The organism is Sporomusa sp. GT1, assembly GCF_014634905.1.
Taxonomy (GTDB): Bacteria; Bacillota; Negativicutes; order Sporomusales; family Sporomusaceae; genus Sporomusa; species Sporomusa sphaeroides.
The window spans coordinates 191,241-212,892 of record NZ_BMBX01000005.1 but is presented as its reverse complement, the minus strand read 5'-3'; the positions used below and the strand labels follow the sequence as shown (position 1 = coordinate 212,892).

The following is a 21,652-nucleotide window of genomic DNA, read 5'->3' as shown; positions in this document are numbered from 1 at the left end:
GCTTATATTTAAAGTGCTCATTGAGCACCGCACATCTGGCTTTTTATGATGCATTACTTACATTGTTCAGTTTTCAGAGAACGCTGTCACATTTGCTGCCCAGCAGCACCGTGACGTTTATATATGTTACCAGATTACTTACATCATGTCAACATATTTTCTTTGTGTTGTTACCACCCTGCGGCGGCAGCTTTTATATACTATCACATCACTTACGCCATGTCAATAATATATCTTTTTGAATTTTCAATCGCATGTTTCAGCGACTTCTATATATTAGCATATAGCAATTGGTCTGTCAACATCTCATTTGAGTAACCATCGGTTAAATCTTCAAGCGAACGAGTAGTATATTAACACAATGGCTGTGAGCTTGTCAATCAAAACAAGATAGTTGTATGACAGCCGTCCACACCATGTCTTGTATCGGCACCCAAAACTTATAAACAACTGTCAAACGTATAAAAAGCTGACCGGCCGCAACCGGTCAGCTTTTTACACGTAGTTAATCACGGTGACGCATATGTGGGAAAAGCAGCACATCCCGGATGGAATAGGAATCGGTCAAAAACATAACCAACCGGTCAATACCAATACCCAGACCACCGGTAGGCGGCAGGCCATACTCAAGTGCGGTGATATAGTCTTCATCCATCATATGAGCTTCATCATCACCAGCCAGCCGCTGTGTCAGCTGATCAGCAAATCGTCCGTGCTGATCAATCGGATCATTCAATTCCGAAAAACCATTGGCAATCTCACGGGCAAAAACAAACGCCTCAAACCGGTCGGTAATGTCCGGATTGTCTTTGTTACGTTTAGCCAAAGGTGATATCTCGGTAGGATGGCCAATGATAAAGGTTGGCTGAATCAAATGCTGCTCTGCCACTTCCTCAAATACATTGTTCAAGATTCCGCCAATCCCATGCTTTTGTTCATACTTAACACCTAGTTTATCGGCAATAGCCCTAGCCGCTTCGATGGTAGTAACCTCATCAAAGTCCACTCCGGCAAACTTTTTAATAGCTTCCGGCATAGTCATCCGGTTCCAGGGCGGTGTCAGGTCAATTTCCTGGCCTTGATAAGTAATCTTGGTGGTGCCAAGAACGGCCTGGGCGACACCGGCTACGACTTCTTCTGTCAGACGCATAACATCCTGATAGTCGGCAAACGCCTGATACAGTTCGATCATGGTGAATTCCGGATTATGCTTAATCGAAATGCCTTCGTTTCTGAATACCCGCCCGAGTTCATACACTTTTTCAAAACCGCCCACAATCAGGCGTTTGAGGTATAGCTCCGGAGCAATTCTCATATATAGCTTCATGTCAAGTGCATTATGATGGGTAATAAACGGCTTGGCTGCTGCCCCACCGGCGATCGGATGCATCATGGGGGTCTCCACTTCCAGGAAACCGCGATCATCCAACTGTTGGCGCATAGCTCTGATGATTTTGCTGCGTATGACGAAGTTATTGCGTACCTCAGGGTTTACAATCAAATCAAGGTAACGCTGACGATAGCGGGTCTCAACATCTTTCAATCCATGCCACTTTTCCGGCAGCGGCCGGAGTGTTTTAGCCAAAAATTCAAAGCTGGTGGCCTTTATGCTGATTTCACCTTTTTGGGTTGTAAATACCACGCCTTCAATGCCTACAAGATCACCAATATCTAAGAGTCGAAACTGCTCATAGGCCGTTTCCCCCAGCACATCCTGGCGAAAATAAACCTGAATTTTGCCGGTCATATCCATTACATGGCCAAAGCTGGCCTTCCCATGACCGCGTACGGCCATAAGCCGGCCGGCTATGCGGACAGTTTGTCCTTCTAATTGAGCATACTGCTCAATGATGGTCTGCGCGTGATGGGTAAAATCATATTTCCGCCCAAAAGGCTCAATCCCCTGGGCAGCAATTTTATCCATCTTCTCCCGGCGAACCTTCATCAATTCGTTTAGGTCTTCTGCTGTCTGCTGATTATCTTGTACTGCTTCTGTTTCTGCCATGTAACGTCTCCCCTGTCCTACTTTCTTCAAATATCAGATTACTATTGTCGTCTGATCTCCATGACTTCATATTTCAAAATTCCGGCTGGAACATTTACTTCTACCACACTGCCGACCTTTTGGCCAATAATAGCCTGACCAACAGGTGATTCGTTAGAAATTTTGAATTCGGCAGGATCGGCTTCAGCCGAACCAACAATAGTATATTCCAATTCATCATCAAATTCCAGATCTTTAAGCTTAACGGTGGAGCCCAGCGCCACAATGTCGGTTCCTACTTCGCCTTCGTCTATGACTTTGGCATTGCGCAGAATTTTTTCCAAGCCCAGAATTTCACCTTCAATAAAGGCCTGTTCATTTTTGGCATCCTCATACTCTGAGTTTTCGCTGATATCACCGAATTCAATGGCTTGTTTAATACGCTCAGCCACTTCCCGGCGGCGAACTGATTTTAAATGGTCAAGCTTTTGCTCCAACTTCTTCAGTCCGTCTATGGTCAGCATAACGTCTTTTTCCATTATTACATTCTCCTCTTTATTCAAATATTTGCAAAAGTCTTTTTTGCAAATATTGCAAATTCCTTTTGTGATAGTGTATTCGGTTGAGTAAAAAAATTGCCCGAAGTTGCGGGAAAATCTTTAGCTATCAGGACTGGGCAATATAAATAGTGTCAAGTAGGACTTGACACTGTTGATGGGTAAGAGGCCTGATACTATGACTATCCTCTATTTTTCATTATTATAGGCATAAATGAGATTTTTGTCAATATTTTCTAAAGCACCCCTTTGTATACCTGATTGTACTTGAACAGCTTTCCGGGCAGCATTATTTTTAATCCCAGTCAGTTCCGGCGGCGTAATCGCTCTCTCAAAACTTCGGAATCCGGCAAGTTTAAAACCGTGCTTATTCGCCAATTTATTAATAGTTTCGACTTGTTTTACCGTCAAGTCCCGCCCTAGCGTAAAGTTTTCGTAACGTCCCTCTAACGCTAATATCATGGTTTCAGCCATACAGGCATAGGCAGTTTGCGGCGGAAACCCAAAGTTTAAGCCAAACTGTACATCTCCCGGGACCTCAACTATCCCACCTTCGATGACAAGTACATCATTACGTATTTCTGCTACCCGACGGGAGACATTGCGCGGCCTGGCTACATCGCACACAATAGCGCCTGGCTTTAGGTCCTCAGGCTCAATTATACTGTCGATAGCGCTGGTTACGGCTACAACAATATCTGCATTCCGAATAGCATGTTTAGTATTTGCAGTTACCCGCACGGCTAATCCTGTAGATTTTAAAATTTGTGTAGCAAGTTTTTCAAGCTTGGATTCATCACGGGCAGCCAGTGTCAAATAGCGCACTTCCTTGGCTAAAATCTGTGCACAAGCTGCGCCAATAGCGCCTGTCGCACCCAGAATAAGTACATTAGCCCGTTCTAAATCAATTTCCATCAGCTTAGCTGCCTGACGCGTTCCTTCCAGTGCGGTTGCCACCGTGTAACTGTTGCCTGTGGTCACTGCAATATTCAAATTCTTGGCGATAGATATGCCCGCATCACCAACGATGGAAGTAAAAGCACCAAGGCCAACAATTTTTGCGCCCAGTTTTTCAGCTACTTTGCCGGCCTTAATAATCTTTTTAATTACATAGGGTTCAGGCATGTCCAGCATTTGACGGGATGTCAGGGGGCACCCTATAAACCATCCTTCAGCCGTATTATGCCCAGAATCGATACCTCTAATGTGAGATACTTTAAACGGCGGTATGTATTTAATAATTCCCTCTACTAACCCATCAGGCCAGTTACGGGTAAAGGAAAATTTCCGGCTAAAATCCCTGGCTTCAAGCGGATGAACTACAAAAGCAAATTTTTGCAAATACAAGCGCCTCCTTCATCATAAGGTTTTTAACCTCGGCTCAATCCCGTTTTGTTCTATAAGCTGGGTATAATCTTCTACCGTTAACTGCTCGGGGCGTTTGCCGGATAAAGCGGTCAGTACCCCTTCTAAAATATTGGTGCCAAAAGACCTCCCGCCCATCTCCGGCGTAGTGGTTACCAGGGTGGCCACGCCGCGTTTTCTGAGCAGGGTTTCATCCTCTTGGGTCACAGTGTTGGTAATAATTAATTTATCTTTCATAATCGCCGGCATATATCGTCTAATGAAATGAAAATCTCCGGCAATAATACTGGCGTTATGGAAATACTGCTCAAATTTGGGGGTAACTTGTGTCTGCTTGTCACCAGTAGGATAAAACAAGCTGACAGGCAGTTTGGTGACAATAGGAGCTATCAGGATGGCCAGCCGGGACAAACCGGTTAAAGTGGTAATAGGTACAGGCAGCCCTAACCCAAACATCAGGTCACCAAATACCGTCCGGCTGCCGGCCGCCGCCAGGGCTTCGGCCAGACCAAACCGGTCAACGGCACACACGATAAGCACTTCTTTATCTTTGAAATCCCAGCCGTGTTTAGTCATAAGACAGGATACTACCCGCCGCTCCAAGGTGTTTTTTATGGCACTGCCGTCAACTACCGGCGTTATTTTGGCGTTGGCAGCCAAAGCTGCCGACTCCCGGAAAGTATACCGTTTTGCACCGGCATAAATATACAGGTCCGTACCGCCAAGCCCGATAGCATCCACCTGACCGTCCAGCTCACGAATAAGCCGCGCCGCCTTATTTTTATCCCCGTCTGTTCCTATTCGGTTGATACAAAATTCGTGCCCGCCAAAAGTGGCAACTGTCGTACCATTGCGTTTAGATGAACCCAGACTGATGCTTACCACCTGTTTCATCGCATATCCTCCCGACTAAAACCTGAGCTGCTTAATAAGTGCACAAATATCCTCCGGATTCACATATTTATCTTCTGCGATTGGTGATTCCCCGATTTGTACGCCGATTACGGCTTTGTCCAGTAAGGTCTCCATTAGCTTTATCCGCATATTTGACCCAATAATAATTACTATATCATGCTTACGCACACTGGAAATGATCTCCATAATGGTATTGAAAAGCTCGATACCGCTCTTAGTCTGAACAAAGTCCCAGCGCTCCTGCTCAGACAAAAGCAGGCAGTAATCAATGCCTTCCCGTCTGGCTATGGCGTAAATTTCCTCGCAGTTTTTTATCGGGAAACCAATGAGTGCTATCCGGCCGCCTTTGCGAATCTCGCCAATCGTCTCCAGACGTGAAACAAAAGTCCGGTCAACACCCGCCTGCCCCGCTACTTCCAGCTGTGACAGGCCGCCCTTGCGCAGCTCAAGAATTTTGTCCACAGTATGATGAATCTTCTGACGGTCAACAATCTTGTCACCAATGCGAAGCAACACGACTTGGTCATCTCCCCTTGTAGTATATGTGCACAATATTGTGTACATACATATTTTAGCATTATTTTTGCTTGTTAACAAGTTTTTCCATAAAATAGGAAAATTCGAAAAAAACCGTTATCCCCAGGGTTCAAAGGGGAAACGGCTTATTACTTTCTTATAGGTTTGCAGCTTTAATATTGTATCATCATGAACCATACCTTTTTTAAGCCCTTGTAAAACACGGATGCCTTGGTTCATAGTAAGACCGATATCGTCAGTCAGCTGAGACATCGTCGAGCGGCGGGCTTTATCCAGTGACTCATTCAAGGATTTGCCTGCTTCAATATTGCTGACAAACTCTTGGGCCAAATATACCTGGGCTAAATTGGTCATAGGATTGCCGCAGGCACCGCTGGCCGTCAATCCTAAAGCCTCCGGCAGGGTATGCTTGATGCTAAACTCCACCGATTTTTTCAGTTCGTCGGTTTCCCGGCTCATAGCCGCAATCAGTGTCCGGGGCGTACAAAGCCCGTAGGTCTGTAATGCCCTAATGACAGAGTGTTCAATGGTGTGAGCTTGTTCCAGTTCAACCAATCCGCCTAAATTAGCGGTTATACTTACTTGCCGGCCTGTTTCCAGGTCATTCCCATATAAAGTAACAGGAATATCACTTTTATCCCGGAACTCTGTATAGCCGCCCTGCGGCGCCCACCCGGCACCGGAAATGGACGGGTACTCCTGCCGCAGCTTCTTTAAGTTAAGCTGTTCAACATTATCGGAATAGATATAGCTGCCAGCCGTACGGAGTGTGTGCCAGCGGGCATGGCCCCGCCCTTCCAGCTTAGCCATCAGTACGGGAGTTTCAACGCCGGTCTCATCGACAACCGCATGATTCCAGATATTCATGATACGGACAATTACACCTACAGGATATAAACCTTGTTCTTCCACAATCCAGGGACAGATGAGAATTTCTTTTCCAACCCCTACATCTAACAGTAACTGGCCGCCATTTTCAATAATAAACATACCGGTAATCGTCCCGCCCTGCGCTCTTGGCAATACGCCGTTTGCGACAGGCATAATAAGCATATTCACGATATTCACCTCAATGCCAGCGCACGGTAATCTTCCATAATTCGAATAAAATCGGCTTTACTTGCCGCCTGGTTAAAGGTAAGCCTTAACTCGGCCGATTTATGCAGCCCCTTGGTGTACCAGGCAGCATGACTGCGCATTTCTCTGATACCAACATACTCGCCTTTGTGCTCAACAAGCATATCCAGATGCCGCAGCAGCATGTCAATCCGTTCGTCAAGTCCTGGCGGCAACAGTATTTCGCCGGTGGCCAGATAATGGATTATTTGACGGAATATCCAGGGATTGCCTTGGGCTCCCCGTCCTACCATTATGCCATCACAGCCGGTCTCAGTCAATAAACGCTTGGCATCATGCGGCGTGCGGACATCACCATTGCCGATAACAGGTATGCCAACAGCCTGTTTTACCTCCCGGATAATCTTCCAGTCAGCCTGACCGGAGTAAAACTGTTCCCGGGTCCTGCCATGCACACTGACAGCCGCCGCGCCGGCCTGTTCGGCCAGTTTGGCAATCTCTACGGCATTAACCGACTTATCATCCCAGCCTTTGCGAAACTTTACAGTTACCGGCACATCGCCAGCCGCCGTTACGACGGCAGCAATAATGCGATAGGCTAAATCAGGGCTTAGCATAAGCGCCGAGCCTTCGCCATTTCTAACAATTTTATTCGTAGGGCAGCCCATATTGATATCAATAATATCAGCTCCGGCATTAGCAACAATGGTGGCTGCTTGTCCCATGCTGTCAGGCTCTGAACCAAAGATCTGCAGCGCCACCGGCCGTTCCCGTTCATCAATAGCCAGCAGCTTCTTGGTATGAACATTATCATAAATAAGGCCTTTATCACTAACCATCTCGGAATAGACCAAGCCACAGCCCATTTCTTTGGCAAGCAAACGAAACGGCAGGTCTGTTACCCCGGCCATGGGTGCCAGAATAACCGGATTGGCCAATTTGAGTTTCCCGATTTGCATATGACCTCCTATATTTTTAAAGGGCGGCCATATTGACCGCCCTGCTTAGCCTCTGTATTACCGGTTGCGTTCGTAAATAAGACGGAGACCCTCTAATGTCAGGAAGGTATCCACCTTATCAATGGTGTTAGACTCCTGGGCAATAAGGTTGGCTAAACCGCCTGTAGCGACAACACTCGCCTTCTGTCCCATCTCAATACGCATGCGACGGACAATTTCATCTACTTGTCCAACAAAACCATAAATAATGCCTGACTGCATACTATTGATAGTATTGCGGCATATCACATTTTTAGGCTTAATAAGTTCGATGCGGGGCAATTTAGCTGCCCGCTGGAATAAAGCTTCAGTGGAAATACCAATACCTGGTGCAATGGCACCACCCAGATAATCGCCATTTTCCGCCAAAGCGCAAAAGGTGGTGGCTGTGCCAAAATCCACAATAATCAACGGTCCGCCATATTTGTCATAGGCCGCAATGGCATTTACAATACGGTCTGCACCCACTTCGCGCGGATTTTCATACTTGATACACATACCGGTTTTAACACCAGGCCCGACAACAAGCGGGTCGACATTAAAATATCGCTGGCACATCCTGGTTAACGGTACAACCAGCGGCGGAACAACCGAAGAAATAACAATGGCTTCAATATCTTCCATTTTCATGCCGCGATAAGTAAACAGGTTGTAAATCAACATTCCGTACTCATCACCGGGCTTTTGTTTATCTGTCGATACCCGCCAGTGGTACACAAGTTCTTCGCCGTCAAAAGCTCCCAAAACGATGTTGCTGTTGCCAACATCAAATACTAATAACATGAGTAAAATCCCCCTGTGCAGCCGGAAGCTGCCTGCGCTATTTGTGCAGATTTAATTATTAATAGCTATTATTGTACCGCAAAAGCGGGAAGATTGTAAATACACTCTAAAAACAATACGGGGAATTGACAGCCATTTATACAGGTTGCCTGCTGCCAAGCAAACCGGTTTTTAACAAAGCCCGGCGTACACGTACACCAACATATACAGCAGCCGCTGTTTTAATCAGGTCAAACGGCAAAAAGGGCAGCACTGCCAGATTCAGCGCCCTGTCCAGCGTCATAGCTTTGTGCAGCACATATTGGAAGGAAAGCATGAATCCCGCCAAACCCGCACCATAAATAACCGCCAGACCGGCTAACATGGACAAAGCGGTATACTTGTAGGTCAGTTCAAAGTGTTCCGCAACATAGCCAACAATATACGTACAGAAAAAATAGCCAACAATATAACCGCCCGTAGGACCAATTAAGACAGCCGCTCCTGCTTTGCCCTGGGCAAAAACCGGCAGCCCGAATACACCTAAAAGCACCCAGACGGCCACACTTGCCGGCCCTAAACGGCTGCCCAGCACCATACCGGCCAGCAGCACCATCATAACCTGCATGACAACCGGCACAGGCCCAATAGGAATAGATATCTGAGAGCTCACCGCCAGCAGAGCGGCAAACAAACTGGTAAGCGCCATCGAACGAATTTGCATCAGGTTCCCTCCTCAATACTAGGTCTGATAGATACATCACCGGCCAGCACCCGTTCTATGCCTTGCGGTGTCTTAATGAGCAACGCGCCGTCGGCATCAATATCAACAGCCAGGCCGGTAAAATTCCGGTCAATACCATTCACCGCCACCTGCTGCCCTAAGGTGATCGACTGGCTTTTCCACTCGGCAAGTATTGGCGCAAAGCCTGAAGTTTTGACTGTACTATACACATTTTCCAGTTCAGCCAGAATAGCTGTCAGCAGCTTCATGCGCGGAATCCGGCATCCGGCTGCCATGGCTAACGAAGTGGCGGTAGCGGCAATTTCTTCGGGAAAATCCTGCTCCTCCATATTAACATTAACACCAATGCCAATTACCACATAGTTAATGGCATCCATCTCCGCACTCATTTCTGTAAGAATGCCTACCACCTTGCGGCCCTTGCACAGAATGTCATTAGGCCATTTAATGCCACAGCCGGCGCCTGTTACAGCGTTTATTGCCCGGTTTATACCAACTGCTGCCATCAACGTGCATTTAGCCGCCTCCATGGGAGCAAACGGCGGCCTGAGAACCACTGACAGCCAGATCCCTTTGCCAAACGGCGAATACCAGCCTCTGGCCAAACGGCCGCGCCCGGTAAGCTGCTCTTCGGCAACAACAATAGTACCCTCCGGACAGCCGTCGGCTGCCAATTTTTTGGCCGCATTATTAGTTGAATCAATTTCGCTAAAATAATGAATTTCCCGCCCCAGTACCGAACTGGTCAGATGAGCCTTAATCTCCCCCGGCAGTAAGCGTTCTGTCATTTGTCTAAACACATATCCCAGCCGGGGATGGGCTTCGATTTCGTAACCGGCTTGCTTAAGGGCGCGAATATGCTTCCAGACCGCTGTTCGCGATACCTTTAGTAACTGAGAGATATTTTCGCCTGAAATGTATTGATCTGAATTTTTCTTTAAGAGTTCCAAAATGGCCGTTCGCATTGCATATTCACTCCAAAGTCAGCATTGTTACCCTAATAATAATTCATTGGTTAACCATTGTCAATTAGGCCTTTCCCCTCATTTACACAACCGCCGGAGTATGATAGCATTGCTTTAGGTTCTGGACCCACTTTATCCTTTTGAAAAAAAATGTATTTAATCACTATCGTGTGAGGTGGCTTATGGAACAGATCAAAATATTGCTGGCCGACGATGAAGCGACTATTGTTGAAGTCATTCAGCTTTATCTGGAGCGCGAAGGCTTTAAGGTCTTTACCGCATTTGACGGACAAACGGCCCTGGCAATAGAAGAGGAGCACCGTCCGGATTTATTAATTCTTGATGTCATGTTACCGAAACGAACAGGCTGGGAAATTTGCGCAGCGGTGGAACGCAAAGTACCTGTGATCTTTTTAACCGCCAAAAGTGCGGAAGCCGATAAGCTTACCGGATTTTCCCTGGGCGCGGATGATTATATCACCAAGCCCTTCAGTCCCCGCGAAGTTATTGCCCGGGTTAAAGCCGTACTGCGCCGCAGCGGCCTCTTGGTCGAGGCCGGCACCTGTATAGAATTTCCTGAGCTCAGTATCGATTTAGCTGCCCAAACAGTAGCCTCCGGCAAAACAAGCAATCAACTGTCCCCCAAAGAGTTTGAGCTGTTAACTTTTCTGGCCCGCCATGCTAAAATGGCTTTTTCCCGGGAGCAGCTCCTCATTAATGTCTGGGGCTATGACTTCGACGGCGCCGACCGCACCGTTGACGCTACCATCAAACGCCTGCGGCAAAAAATTGATAACCCCAAATACTGTTATATCCATACGGTGTGGGGCGTAGGCTACAAATTTGAGGTGACTGCCAAATGATCAGATCGCTGTTTGCTAAACTGCTGTTATCACATGTGGCAATTATTCTTGTCAGCATGTTGACCTTAGGCTTACTTATGTCTTACCTGGTGCGTGATCATGTTATCGAAAACAAACGCCGCGACCTCCTGGCCAAAGGCAAAGCAGCCGTAGATATGCTTACACCCACCTTAGCCAAAGGGCAAAAGCCGCCTGACCGGTGGATTGACCGCATGGGCGATATGGCCGGCGGCGATATCTGGCTCATGGATAAAAACGGCAAGGTCCTTGCCGGTCAACCGCCAAAAGGCTGGAGAGGAAAACGCCTGGGAAACTTGTCCGAGTTATGGGATAAAGCCGATTGGCTGGATTTGGACAGCAACGGCTCACAGAAGATATTGAAACCCTGGCGCAATGGCGACCCGGCGATAGTGGCAGCCTTGCCGCTGCCACCGCGGGAATCCGATCCGCCAGCCGCATTATTTCTCTATTCTCCACTGAAAGGTGTTACCCGCACAACGCAGGCCCTGGGAAATTTGCTGCTATATTCTCTGGCAGCCAGTGCTTTTGCCGCCATGATTGTGGGACTGTTAACGGCCCGCAACCTGACCCGTCCGCTGCGTGATATCAGCCAGGCCGCCGCTGCCTTTGCGGCCGGCAATTATGCCAGCCGCACCACAGCCACGCGAAGTGATGAAATCGGTGAACTTGGCCGAACCTTTAACACAATGGCGGCAGAGCTGGCACAATTGGAACAAAAACGGCGTGAATTTTTGTCAGATGTCTCCCATGAAATAAAAACCCCGGTAGCCTCAATCCAAGCTTTGGCTGAAACCATGCTGGACGGGCTTGTCACCACCGAAAAACAACGTGAACGCTACCTCACCGGCATTGTGGCCGAAAGCAACCGGATTGGCCGGCTGGTTGGTGATTTGCTGGACCTTTCACAACTGGAAGCAGGCGAAATCCCCCTTGCCGCTCAGCATATCCGGCTCACCGAGTTCATTACCGAACATACCTCTGCGCTGATTCCCTTCCTGGAGCTCAAAGAGTTAACAGTAGAGACAAACATCCCGGACACACTGCCGCCAGTCCTGGCCGATCCCGACCGGCTGGATCAGGTGCTTACCAACCTTCTGACCAACGCGATTCGCCATGCTGTACCAGGTTCGGCCATCAGTCTGTCTGCCCGTACCTTTCAACAGCAGGTAGCTATTGATATAAGTAACACCGGCCAAGGCATCGAACCCGAACACCTGCCATATATCTGGCAGCGCTTTTACCGGGTAGATAAATCGCGTTCCCGCGGTGACGGCGGCACCGGGCTTGGCTTAGCCATCACCCACAAGTTAGTAATCGCGATGGGCGGCACTGTCGGCGCCACCAGTACGCCGGGCCAGACCACTACGTTTACGTTTACGCTGCCGGTAAAATCCGATTAAAAACATTGCCACGCCCGTCAATGCCGGCGTGGCAATGTTATTTTTACATACTTGTATTAGGAATTCAGCCTGTCAACCACACCCTCGACTAGCCCATAGACATGCTCTGCCAGCTCGACAGGCAACGCTCCTGTGCCACAGCTTGGTGTCCAAATAATACTTTGCCGCAATACGGCAGCATCAACACCCCGCCCGGCCAGTTCGGCACACTGCTCATCAAACCGCCGCAGTATTGACGCCGGCGTTTCCTGCCAGGCTTCTTCCGAAGTAGGAACAAGCCCCCAGGCCAGTTTGCCGCCCTGCTCCAGGTACTGAGCCAAACCGTCTGCCTGCAGTGCCATGCCGGTAAAATAATGATACGCATCAAAACTTATTACATCCACTGGCAGCGCAAACAAAATTGACCAGTCAATGCCGGCGCAAGCATGCACCCCCACCTTAACACCTTCGGTGTGGAGGGCGTCAATAACAGCAGCCAAAGCAGCGGCGGCAGCTTCTCTGGTTAAGGTAATATGCGTAGATGCACCAATCAGAAACAATCCCGGATCATCAATAAATATAAGTACAGGTAAACCCAATGTTTTTAGCCGCCGTGCTTCGAGTACAGCCTCGGCGGTAAGGCAATGCACTAAAATTTCCCGCAGCGTCTCATCATAAAAACACGCCCTGCCCCGCTCATCCTTAATTTGCATCCCTACCGTCAGTGGCCCGCTGACATGACCTTTGACCCCTTGAGCCTTAGGGAAACAAAGGTTAAAATTCCTGATGAACGCTTCAAGACCGGCAAAAGCCTCACCCTCAAGCGCAAAGGTCTGCTCCGCCCTGCTATCGCCATTGACAAAGGCCAGATATTGCTCGTAAAAGTTACCGGCCTTATCCTCCCAGCCGGGCTCTGTCCGAACAAATACCGGATCCTTAAGCGGCCTTGACGTCAGCACCCCAAGTCTAATCAGTGGCTGAACATACTGTACGACAAAACCCTGTTCCGGCATCTTCGCCGGCAGCTGCGGCCAATGCGGCCAATCCGGCATGGCCTTGGCAATTACCTGCAGGGCCGTTAACTCATCCTGATGCGGCAAACTTCCCAGACCGGTAGCCTGATACGGTTTTATCCAACTCATCCTTCTCCCCCTCTCACGAGTCAGAGAACTGTCCCTTGACTCAGTCTCTTTTCAGCAGCATAGCCGTAATGACAGCAGTCAGCGGTATAGCGCAAACCAAACCGATGCTGCCGGTTAAGGCTCTGGCAAATTCGGTCACGATCAGATTTAGATTTAGTATCTTTAGCATCGGCGCATTCTGTTGTGAAGCAATCAGCAGCATCAGCGGCAGGGAAGTGCCGGCATAAGCCAGAATCAGGGTGATGGATGTGGTCCCCATAATATCCCGCCCCACATTCATACCTGCCCGCACCAGTTCCTTAAAACCGATGGTCGGGTGAACGCTCCTGACCTCATATACCGCCGAGGCAATGGAAATGGTAACATCCATAACAGCCCCCAGGGAGCCAAAAACCATTCCCGCAAACAGCACGCCCTGAAAATCAATCTGTGCCAGCATCGATGCTTTGAGCAGCATGGCCTCTTCGGAGTCCAAGCCTGTCAAGTGCATAAGCTTGACCGATAGCATTGACAGTATTCCGGCTATCGCCACACCGCCGACAGTCCCCAAAATGGCGGCCAGGGTTTTTTTCGACACCCCGCTTACCACCACCTGGGTCACCACGGCAATAATGGCAGACACCACCAGGGTCAACAAGGTTAAGCTGTACAGATTAACCATCACCTGATCAATAAAAAACTTAAAGATGAGCAGCATCGCAAAGGCGATAACCAATACCGACTTAGCGCCCACCACTCCGCCAAACACCACCAGCGCCAGCACAAATAAACCGCCCAGCACATACACATAATCAAAGCGGTCAAAATCACTGACATGATAGCTTGTTCTGCCCAGGTCACTGGTGACGGCAACAATAACCTTGTCACCCGGCTTAACCCTGATTTCATAGGCCGAACGGTCTGAGACAAAATTAAAGGTATCGACCACTTTGCCGGTCTCCGGTCCGCTTGTCAGCTGAATACTGACAAGCTCACCCTGGGCCATATGATACTGCTTCTGCATCGTTTGATCCAGCGGCCCCACAAATACCACAACACCTTTTTCGTATGCAACCGGCGGAGCCGCCGGGGCGGCTTGCAGCACCCCGGTTGATAATAGCATAATCACTATAATTACTAACAGTTTTCTCACCCTGAACCTCCTTGGCATCTATATTTACATATAACAAAACGGCAGGTATGTATACCTGCCGTTGTTCAGCTTACTTTCAGTAGCGCGATTCAGCCAGACCAAAACTATAAACAATCTTAGGACTGTTGCCGGTATCCGGGTCAGTTTCGGCATTGACCGGCGGCAGATCAGCAGGCGGCACATCATCCTCGCTGCTTAAATCTGTTTCAGTTATACTGCCCTGATTTAACAGCTGCTCCAGTTCATGGGCCTCAAGCGTTTCACGCTCTAAAAGCGCGTTGGCAATCAGGTGCAGCTTGTCAATGTTGGTCCGCAGCAGTTCTTCTGTCTTGTCATAGGCTTCTTCAATCAGGCGGCGCACTTCCTTGTCAATGGAATAGGCAACCTCTTCACTATAGTTGCGGTCACGGGAAATATCGCGGCCTAAGAAAACCTGCTGCTCCTGGCGGCGGCCAAAGGTAATCGGACCTAATACTTCACTCATGCCATACTCGGTAATCATCTTGCGGGTCAAATCGGTGGCCCGTTCCAAGTCATTTTGCGCGCCGGTACTAATTTCACCCAGCACGACAGACTCGGCAACCCGGCCGCCTAAGAGTGTTTTAAGCTGTTCCAGGAGCTCTGTCCTGGTTGCATAATAACGGTCTTCCTTCGGCAGCATCAGCGTATAGCCGCCCGCCCGCCCGCGGGGAATTATCGATACCTTATGCACCGGGTCGGTATGGGTCAGCATCATGCCGACAAGCGCATGACCGGCCTCATGATAGGCGGTAAGTTTTTTCTCTTTATCACTGATGACCTTGGATTTGCGTTCAGGTCCTGCCACAACACGCTCAACAGCCTCTTCCAGCTCCGGCATTTCAATCCGCCGCTTATTGCGTCTGGCAGCCAAGAGCGCCGCTTCATTAACTAAATTGCTGAGATCCGCGCCGGTAAAGCCGGGACTGCGGCGTGCCAGCACATCAAGATTAACTTCTTTGGCGACAGGCTTGCCTTTGGTATGCACTTTGAGTATTTCCAAACGTCCTTTAACATCCGGACGGTCAACCACAATCTGGCGGTCAAACCGGCCTGGGCGCAAAAGCGCCGGATCAAGGATATCCGGACGGTTGGTAGCGGCGATAATAATAATCCCCTCATTCACACCAAAGCCATCCATCTCAACCAATAATTGGTTCAAGGTCTGCTCACGTTCATCATGACCGCCGCCAAGGCCCGCACCCCGCTGCCGGCCAACCGCGTCAATCTCGTCGATAAACACAATACAGGGAGCACTTTTCTTCGCTTGTTCAAATAAGTCGCGCACCCTGGAAGCACCGACACCGACAAACATTTCCACAAAGTCGGAGCCGCTAATGCTAAAGAAAGGTACACCGGCTTCCCCGGCTACCGCCCGTGCCAACAAGGTCTTACCTGTACCCGGCGGTCCGAATAAGAGCACCCCTTTGGGGATACGCGCCCCTAAATCGTTAAATTTCTTCGGATGCTTCAGGAACTCAACAACCTCTTCCAGTTCCTGTTTGGCCTCATCTGCTCCGGCCACATCGCTGAAGGTAACCTTGGTTTTATCCTCACCATGCAGTTTTGCCCGGGATTTGCCAAAGGACATAACCCGGTTGCCGCCACCCTGTGTTTGCTGCATGATAAAAAACCATACACCAATCAAGAGCAGTATCGGCAGAATGGATGAGAAAATCGTCGTCCACCATGGCGGTTGGGGCGGCTCTTCGGCCTTGATGTCAACCCCTTTTGCCCTGAGCTCATTAATCAGCGTCGGATCATTAGGGGCAATTGTCGAAAACTCCTGCCCATCTTTGAGCTTACCGCGAATAGCGTTGTCAACAATCGTCACCCGCTCAACCTTTTGCTCCTGGACTTGCACTAAAAATTGAGTATAGCTGATTTCTTGCTTAGGTGTTGTTTTCGACGAATAGTAGTCGATTATCGAAATGGCTATTATGATAATCAACAAGTAAAAACTGACATTCCGGAAAAACTTGTTCAACAAGTAGCCCTCCTCTCGCTGGACCACAAAAACGGCGTTACTAACAGGTTATCATTCATATCGCATAATTATAGCATATTAAGGAAAAGTTGACAATTAAGAAAGCAGTTATCCTTCATAAACTTTCGGTTTAAGCACCCCGATAAAGGGCAGGTTGCGATATTTCTCTGCAAAATCCAAACCATAACCCACGACAAAATGGTCGGGAATAGTGAACCCATTGTAGGCAATGGGAACTTCCACTTTGCGCCGGTCTGGCTTGTTTAAAAGTGTGCAGATCTTGATACTGGCCGGTTTGCGGGACCATAAATTCTCTATCAGATAATTTAATGTTAACCCTGAATCAATAATGTCTTCAACAATAAGCAGATGTTTGTTTTCCACATTTTCATCAAGGTCTTTTAAAATCCGGACAACACCGCTGGAAGATGTGGCCGCACCATAGCTGGATACCGCCATAAAATCGATAGCCACCGGCAAATCTATGGAGCGGGCCAAATCAGCCATAAAAATCACTGCGCCGCGCAAAACGCCAATCATCAGAATTTCTTTGCCGGCGTAATCGGCAGTAATGGCCGCACCTAATTCTTTAATCCGGTCGGCTAATTCATCCTTACTAAATAATATCTTATCCAGGTCATCCAGCATTTTATTACTCATATTTAAACATCCTTCCATTAGAAATACTAAGCTGCAGTTTTTTTTGCGTATTAGCACTAACCTTTCCATGTTCACTTTGCCGGTAACCCGCCACCCAGATAATTTCCTGCTGATCGGCAATAAGCACAATAGAATCCCGCTGAATTTCCGGGATTTTATTGTCAATAAAAAACTCTTTGAGCTTTTTACTGCCGCCAAGCCCTAATGGCCGGAACCTGTCACCAGGCTGCCGTGTCCTCACAACAAGCGGCAGCCTGAGCTGTTCAAGATCAAATATGGCTGTGCCTGGTCCCTGACTGGACGGCGAGCCGGTGATCATCTCGGCCAGTATTTTCATACCGTTAACAACAGTTGCACCAGGTACAGCAACTTCTCCCGGCTTAAAGCCCCCTGTAAACGGTGCTGGTTTCAGATCTGAGGCACTGTTCAACAATTCCAAACCGCTATAGGTTTTTTGGGCAGTCAGCCCGCCGGGCAGTGTCAACACTGAGCCAACGGTGCCGGTTAATGCCATGATTAATAATTTTTCCACATGACCATAGCTGATTCCTGTTAGGTCTCCACGTTTTTTTTCAATAGCTTGACGGATAAGTTCACGCTGCAGGGCTTTATGCAGTCCGGCCAAAGCCTTGCCATCAATAGCCACCCGGTCACCGGCTGTCGCTACTGTCCCCCATAATTTGGCAGCCTCCTGGCTAAGATACTCATATTCATCACCCGCCAATTCAGAGAGCCGCCACAATGCGTCCCGTATAGCGGGATTATAATCAGCCTCCAGGGTTGGCAAAAGCTTAAGCCTGACACGGTTTCTCAGATAATTGGTTTTGTAATTTGAGCTGTCATACCGCGGCTTGAGTCCCCGGTCAGCGCAATAGGCTTCAATATCCCGGCGGCTGACAGCCAGAAGCGGCCGGATAATATCACCATTTTCCGGCTGCATGCCTCTTAAACCGCCGCTGCCGGCACCGCGCAGAAGGTTAAGCAGCACGGTTTCCACCTGATCGTCCCGGTGATGGCCTGTGGCAATCCGCGCCCCGCCCCAGCCGGCGGCAACGCTGCGCAAATACTGATAGCGCAGCAGTCTGCCCGCCTGCTGTGATGACAGCTTATTGGCAGCAGCATAGGCTGCTACGTCAATAGCTGTTACATGGCAGACAAGTCCCAAACCTGCTGAAAAAGCAGCCACATATTCCGCTTCCCCGGCTGCCTCCGGCCGAAACATATGATTGACATGGGCAACAGCCAGACTAAAGGAGTATTCCTCTTTAAGACTGTTAAGCATATGGACCAATGCCAGCGAATCAGGACCTCCCGAACAGGCTGCCAGAATCCGGCTGCCCGGTCTGATTAAATCATAGCTGGCAATCCAGCCTTTTACAATATCCAGCATAGTATCCCCGGCTCTCTACCTGATAGTCTGCACTTACCTGCTGATACAAAGCAGAGCTGGCCAAAGGACCAACAGCTCTGCCTGCAGACTTTTTATTATCAATTCGCGCCATAAACTGCATTTTCCTGCCACCTGTTAAACCCTCGCTGCCGCCGGTTTACTCCGGTACCGCAAAAGGTCAACAAAAGCCTCCAGCCGGGTTCTGATGCCGGCCTCGCCTGTCTGTTCATCATAGGCCAGGGTCAATACCGGCATGTCCACATCCTGACTAACCTTGGGCAAAATATTTTTGGCAATAACCTCCGGCATGCAGGTAAACGGATAAACCTGGATAATACCGTCATAATCCTGCTGCTTCTTTAAAATAGTATAAGCAATGCTTTTTAAACCATGTCCGCCAACATAATGCCCCAGATAAGGCGCAGCCATAGCCGAAAGCTGTTTGAACATTTCCACATAACTGCGCCGGCGGAGAAGATGGCCGCGTACATAGTCGCTTAATAGCATGGTTTTTGACGTTTCTACACCCATGCCGGCAAGGCATTGTTCCAAATTCTGATTGATAAACGGTTCCAGCATGACATAAATCTCTCCCACTACCGCCACACGCAAGGGACTAACACCTTGAGCCAGCTCTATTGCCTGCAATTTTGCCAACAGCTCGGCTCTAATGGCTTGTACTGACTGACAGCTTTCAGCCAAATCCACGGCGGCAACGGTCTGCCGCCAAACTCGCTCGGCTGAACCGCTTTTCATTTCGCGCGGCCTGATAACGGCAAGCTCGCGCTGTACATCATCAAGCAGGTTCATTTTGGCGCCGGCCAGCCGGAAGGCATGATAAATTTCGCGCCAGCTTTTCTGCGGGGCAAAATATTTTAGCTGTTTATATACATGGATAAGATTAGGCTCTATGGCTATCATGGTAAAACGATAACCTCTTTCCGCCAGAATTTTCTGCTGTACGGCGGCGTAATAACCCAGACGGCAAGGCCCGCAGCCGCCGCAGGTCACAATGGTATCGGCCCCCTGCTCCAGGGCTTCCATGAAATTTCCCAGCGTCATTTTAAATGGCAGGCACACGGTTTCCGGCGAAAACTGAGTACCGAGCTCCATAGTATGTCTGGTCATCGGCGGCGGGACCAGCACCTGGCACCCCAACTGGCTGAACAACGATTTCAGAACAATACTCAGGGTTCCCATATGCGGAAAAGTGACAATCATAGTCTGCGCCTCCGTTTAATCATATCGGTAAAGGCTTCCAGCCGGGTAACTACACCGGCTTCTGCCGTATGCTCATCCAGTGACAGCTGCATACAGGGGATATCCAGGCGCTGGGCTTGCTGGCGGATAATCTCCCCGACGAAGGCATCCGGTCCGCAGGCAAAACAAGTCACAAAGATAATCCCGTTTAAGGGCTGATTGCCAAGCATCAGCGCCAACGCCGCACCAGCCATGGTATGGCCGCCTGACCAAAACAGTCTTTTCTCCAGAGTGGCGGCTGCCTTATTCACTTCACCCGGCCTTACCATTTCCGGGGTCAAAACCTGTATACCCAGCTTATCCAGCCTGCCCAGCACGTCAAGGCTGACCTGACGGTCATACAGAATATACGGATGCCCGACAACAGCAACCCGGGGGCGCCCATCCAAAGTCAGCGCCTGCGGCTGCGTTCTTACCCGGTACTGCCAGGCACGAACCCAGGCACAGAGGCTTGCAGCCATACCCTGACCGAACAACCGGCCCACAGAAACAATAGCCTGATATAATTGCCAGCTTTTCTGCCGCATATTGACATGAATATCAATCAGTGGCGGCAGTTTGCCGGCATTGTGCTTAAGCACATCAGACATCCCGATAATTTTGGGGCAGGTATATTGCCCCTGGCTCACGCTGATAATCCTCGGCAAAAATAAATAATCCACCTTGTCCTGCAAATAACAGACATGGCCGAAACAGACCTTGGACGGCAAACACATTTCATCTAATACACTGCCACAGTCAAGCGTCTGGCGTGAGGTCTCGCCGGATAAGACCACCTCAGCCCCCAACCCGGTCAGGAAACGTTCCAGGACCGGGCCATACTGATAATACATCAGGGCTTGCGGCACTCCTACGCGAATACGCATGCCGGTTCACCTTCCTCTGCTGCTGTTCGTTCAAGAGCACTCTGGGTCCACTTGCCGCAGCGGTCACCCCAGCGTCCGAGAATAGCCTCATCGGCTTTGAGTTCAATGACTTCACAGAGATTGGCACAGCCGCTGCATTCGAAGCTGCGGGTGGTATAGGCGGCCTCAAGCGCCGTAAACCCTTTAAAGGCGGAAACGCCCTTGCCGGCCACTTCCTCCCTGGCCGCCAGCGCTGCGCCGATAGCTCCCATGACATTATAATAGGGCGGCACAACAACAGGACATTGCAGCGCATCTTCAAAGGCCCGCTGCATCCCCTTGTTAGCAGCGACGCCTCCCTGAAACACCACCGGTCCTGTCACTTGCTTGCCTTTACCGACATTACTCAAATAGTTTCTCACCAATGCCTGGCAAAGACCCTGCAAAATATCGGAGATTGCATGGCCTGTCTGTTGTTTATGAATCATGTCCGACTCGGCAAATACCGCGCAGCGCCCGGCAATACGGACAGGTGCCGTAGCCGTCAGCGCCAGCTCGCCGAATTGGCTGATGGGAATATTCAGCCTGGAGGCCTGCTGGTCCAGAAATGAGCCTGTTCCCGCCGCACATACTGTATTCATGGCAAAATCGGTTACAATACCGTTGCGGATAATAATCAGTTTCGAATCCTGTCCGCCAATTTCCAATACTGTTCTGACATCCGGCACAATATGCATAGCAGCAATTGCATGGGCGGTAATTTCGTTTTTTATGCTGTCGGCTCCCACCACCATACCTGTCAGATACCTGCCGCTGCCGGTGGTTCCCACACCCAAAACTTCCGCATCGCCCAACCGCTGTTTTATTTCCTGCAAGCCTGTTTGCACGGCTTCAATCGGCTTTCCCCGGGTACGAATATACAAACTGTCAACAACACTTCCCTCTTGCCGGAGGACAGCCACATTGGTGCTCACAGAGCCAACATCAATCCCCAGATATACCTGCATCGGAATCACACTCCTTGTAATTTCAAAAACCAGAACACGTTTT

The 21,652-nt window shown here is 49.3% G+C and carries 20 protein-coding genes; 2 read left to right on the top strand and 18 right to left on the bottom strand.

Features of this window, described 5'->3' with window-relative positions; all coding sequences use genetic code 11:
• Positions 1 to 505: 505 nt before the first annotated feature.
• The 10 genes from lysS to GT1_RS09510 form a co-directional block, all read right to left on the bottom strand.
• Positions 506 to 2,005, bottom strand: a complete 1,500-nt coding sequence (gene lysS / locus GT1_RS09555; RefSeq protein WP_188398506.1) for a lysine--tRNA ligase — start codon at positions 2,003 to 2,005, stop codon at positions 506 to 508.
• Positions 2,006 to 2,046: 41 nt separating this feature from the next.
• A complete protein-coding gene (greA, locus tag GT1_RS09550) occupies positions 2,047 to 2,523 on the bottom strand; it encodes a transcription elongation factor GreA (RefSeq protein ID WP_181382960.1) in 477 nt (158 codons plus the stop codon).
• A 207-nt stretch (positions 2,524 to 2,730) separates the two neighbouring features.
• Positions 2,731 to 3,882, bottom strand: coding sequence for a shikimate dehydrogenase (locus tag GT1_RS09545; RefSeq protein ID WP_188398505.1), 1,152 nt, complete (start codon positions 3,880 to 3,882; stop codon positions 2,731 to 2,733).
• Positions 3,883 to 3,900: 18 nt separating this feature from the next.
• Positions 3,901 to 4,800, bottom strand: a complete 900-nt coding sequence (locus GT1_RS09540) for a quinate 5-dehydrogenase (RefSeq protein ID WP_188398504.1) — start codon at positions 4,798 to 4,800, stop codon at positions 3,901 to 3,903.
• A 15-nt stretch (positions 4,801 to 4,815) separates the two neighbouring features.
• Positions 4,816 to 5,337 (bottom strand): helix-turn-helix domain-containing protein, encoded by a 522-nt coding sequence (locus tag GT1_RS09535; RefSeq protein WP_075752712.1) that lies wholly within the window; start codon positions 5,335 to 5,337, stop codon positions 4,816 to 4,818.
• 117 nt (positions 5,338 to 5,454) lie between these two features.
• The gene (locus tag GT1_RS09530; RefSeq protein WP_223226142.1) at positions 5,455 to 6,426 is read right to left on the bottom strand and encodes a hypothetical protein; all 972 of its coding nucleotides are present in this window, start codon (positions 6,424 to 6,426) and stop codon (positions 5,455 to 5,457) included.
• Complete coding sequence (dusB, locus tag GT1_RS09525) at positions 6,423 to 7,394, bottom strand: tRNA dihydrouridine synthase DusB (RefSeq protein WP_188398503.1); 972 nt, start codon at positions 7,392 to 7,394, stop codon at positions 6,423 to 6,425. The genes GT1_RS09530 and dusB overlap by 4 nt, the downstream gene beginning before the upstream one ends.
• A gap of 57 nt (positions 7,395 to 7,451) precedes the next feature.
• Positions 7,452 to 8,216 (bottom strand): type III pantothenate kinase, encoded by a 765-nt coding sequence (locus GT1_RS09520; protein ID WP_075752706.1) that lies wholly within the window; start codon positions 8,214 to 8,216, stop codon positions 7,452 to 7,454.
• A gap of 136 nt (positions 8,217 to 8,352) precedes the next feature.
• Positions 8,353 to 8,919, bottom strand: coding sequence for a biotin transporter BioY (locus GT1_RS09515; RefSeq protein WP_075752704.1), 567 nt, complete (start codon positions 8,917 to 8,919; stop codon positions 8,353 to 8,355).
• Entirely contained in the window at positions 8,919 to 9,905 is a 987-nt protein-coding gene (locus tag GT1_RS09510) for a biotin--[acetyl-CoA-carboxylase] ligase (RefSeq protein WP_188398502.1), read from the bottom strand. Before GT1_RS09510 ends, GT1_RS09515 begins: the two co-directional genes overlap by 1 nt.
• A gap of 182 nt (positions 9,906 to 10,087) precedes the next feature.
• Here GT1_RS09510 and GT1_RS09505 point away from each other — a divergent pair, with 182 nt between their 5' ends.
• Both GT1_RS09505 and GT1_RS09500 read left to right on the top strand, forming a co-directional pair.
• A complete protein-coding gene (locus GT1_RS09505) occupies positions 10,088 to 10,768 on the top strand; it encodes a response regulator transcription factor (protein ID WP_075752700.1) in 681 nt (226 codons plus the stop codon).
• A complete protein-coding gene (locus GT1_RS09500) occupies positions 10,765 to 12,189 on the top strand; it encodes a HAMP domain-containing sensor histidine kinase (RefSeq protein WP_188398501.1) in 1,425 nt (474 codons plus the stop codon). The genes GT1_RS09505 and GT1_RS09500 overlap by 4 nt, the downstream gene beginning before the upstream one ends.
• 56 nt (positions 12,190 to 12,245) lie before the next feature.
• Here the strand turns inward: GT1_RS09500 and GT1_RS09495 are convergent, their stop codons facing one another.
• From GT1_RS09495 to GT1_RS09460, 8 genes are all read right to left on the bottom strand, one after another.
• A complete protein-coding gene (locus tag GT1_RS09495; RefSeq protein ID WP_188398500.1) occupies positions 12,246 to 13,310 on the bottom strand; it encodes a hypothetical protein in 1,065 nt (354 codons plus the stop codon).
• 40 nt (positions 13,311 to 13,350) lie between these two features.
• Positions 13,351 to 14,442: a YibE/F family protein gene (locus GT1_RS09490; protein ID WP_223226141.1), complete on the bottom strand. Its 1,092-nt coding sequence runs from the start codon at positions 14,440 to 14,442 to the stop codon at positions 13,351 to 13,353.
• 76 nt (positions 14,443 to 14,518) lie between these two features.
• Positions 14,519 to 16,447 (bottom strand): ATP-dependent zinc metalloprotease FtsH, encoded by a 1,929-nt coding sequence (ftsH, locus tag GT1_RS09485; RefSeq protein WP_075752692.1) that lies wholly within the window; start codon positions 16,445 to 16,447, stop codon positions 14,519 to 14,521.
• A 108-nt stretch (positions 16,448 to 16,555) separates the two neighbouring features.
• The gene (hpt, locus tag GT1_RS09480; protein WP_349255069.1) at positions 16,556 to 17,107 is read right to left on the bottom strand and encodes a hypoxanthine phosphoribosyltransferase; all 552 of its coding nucleotides are present in this window, start codon (positions 17,105 to 17,107) and stop codon (positions 16,556 to 16,558) included.
• Positions 17,100 to 18,497: a tRNA lysidine(34) synthetase TilS gene (tilS, locus tag GT1_RS09475; protein ID WP_188398498.1), complete on the bottom strand. Its 1,398-nt coding sequence runs from the start codon at positions 18,495 to 18,497 to the stop codon at positions 17,100 to 17,102. The genes hpt and tilS overlap by 8 nt, the downstream gene beginning before the upstream one ends.
• A 135-nt stretch (positions 18,498 to 18,632) precedes the next feature.
• Complete coding sequence (locus GT1_RS09470; protein ID WP_188398497.1) at positions 18,633 to 19,718, bottom strand: acyl-CoA dehydratase activase-related protein; 1,086 nt, start codon at positions 19,716 to 19,718, stop codon at positions 18,633 to 18,635.
• Entirely contained in the window at positions 19,715 to 20,623 is a 909-nt protein-coding gene (locus GT1_RS09465; RefSeq protein WP_188398496.1) for an acyl-CoA dehydratase activase-related protein, read from the bottom strand. Before GT1_RS09465 ends, GT1_RS09470 begins: the two co-directional genes overlap by 4 nt.
• Positions 20,608 to 21,609 (bottom strand): acyl-CoA dehydratase activase, encoded by a 1,002-nt coding sequence (locus tag GT1_RS09460; protein WP_075752683.1) that lies wholly within the window; start codon positions 21,607 to 21,609, stop codon positions 20,608 to 20,610. The genes GT1_RS09465 and GT1_RS09460 overlap by 16 nt, the downstream gene beginning before the upstream one ends.
• Positions 21,610 to 21,652: the final 43 nt, after the last annotated feature.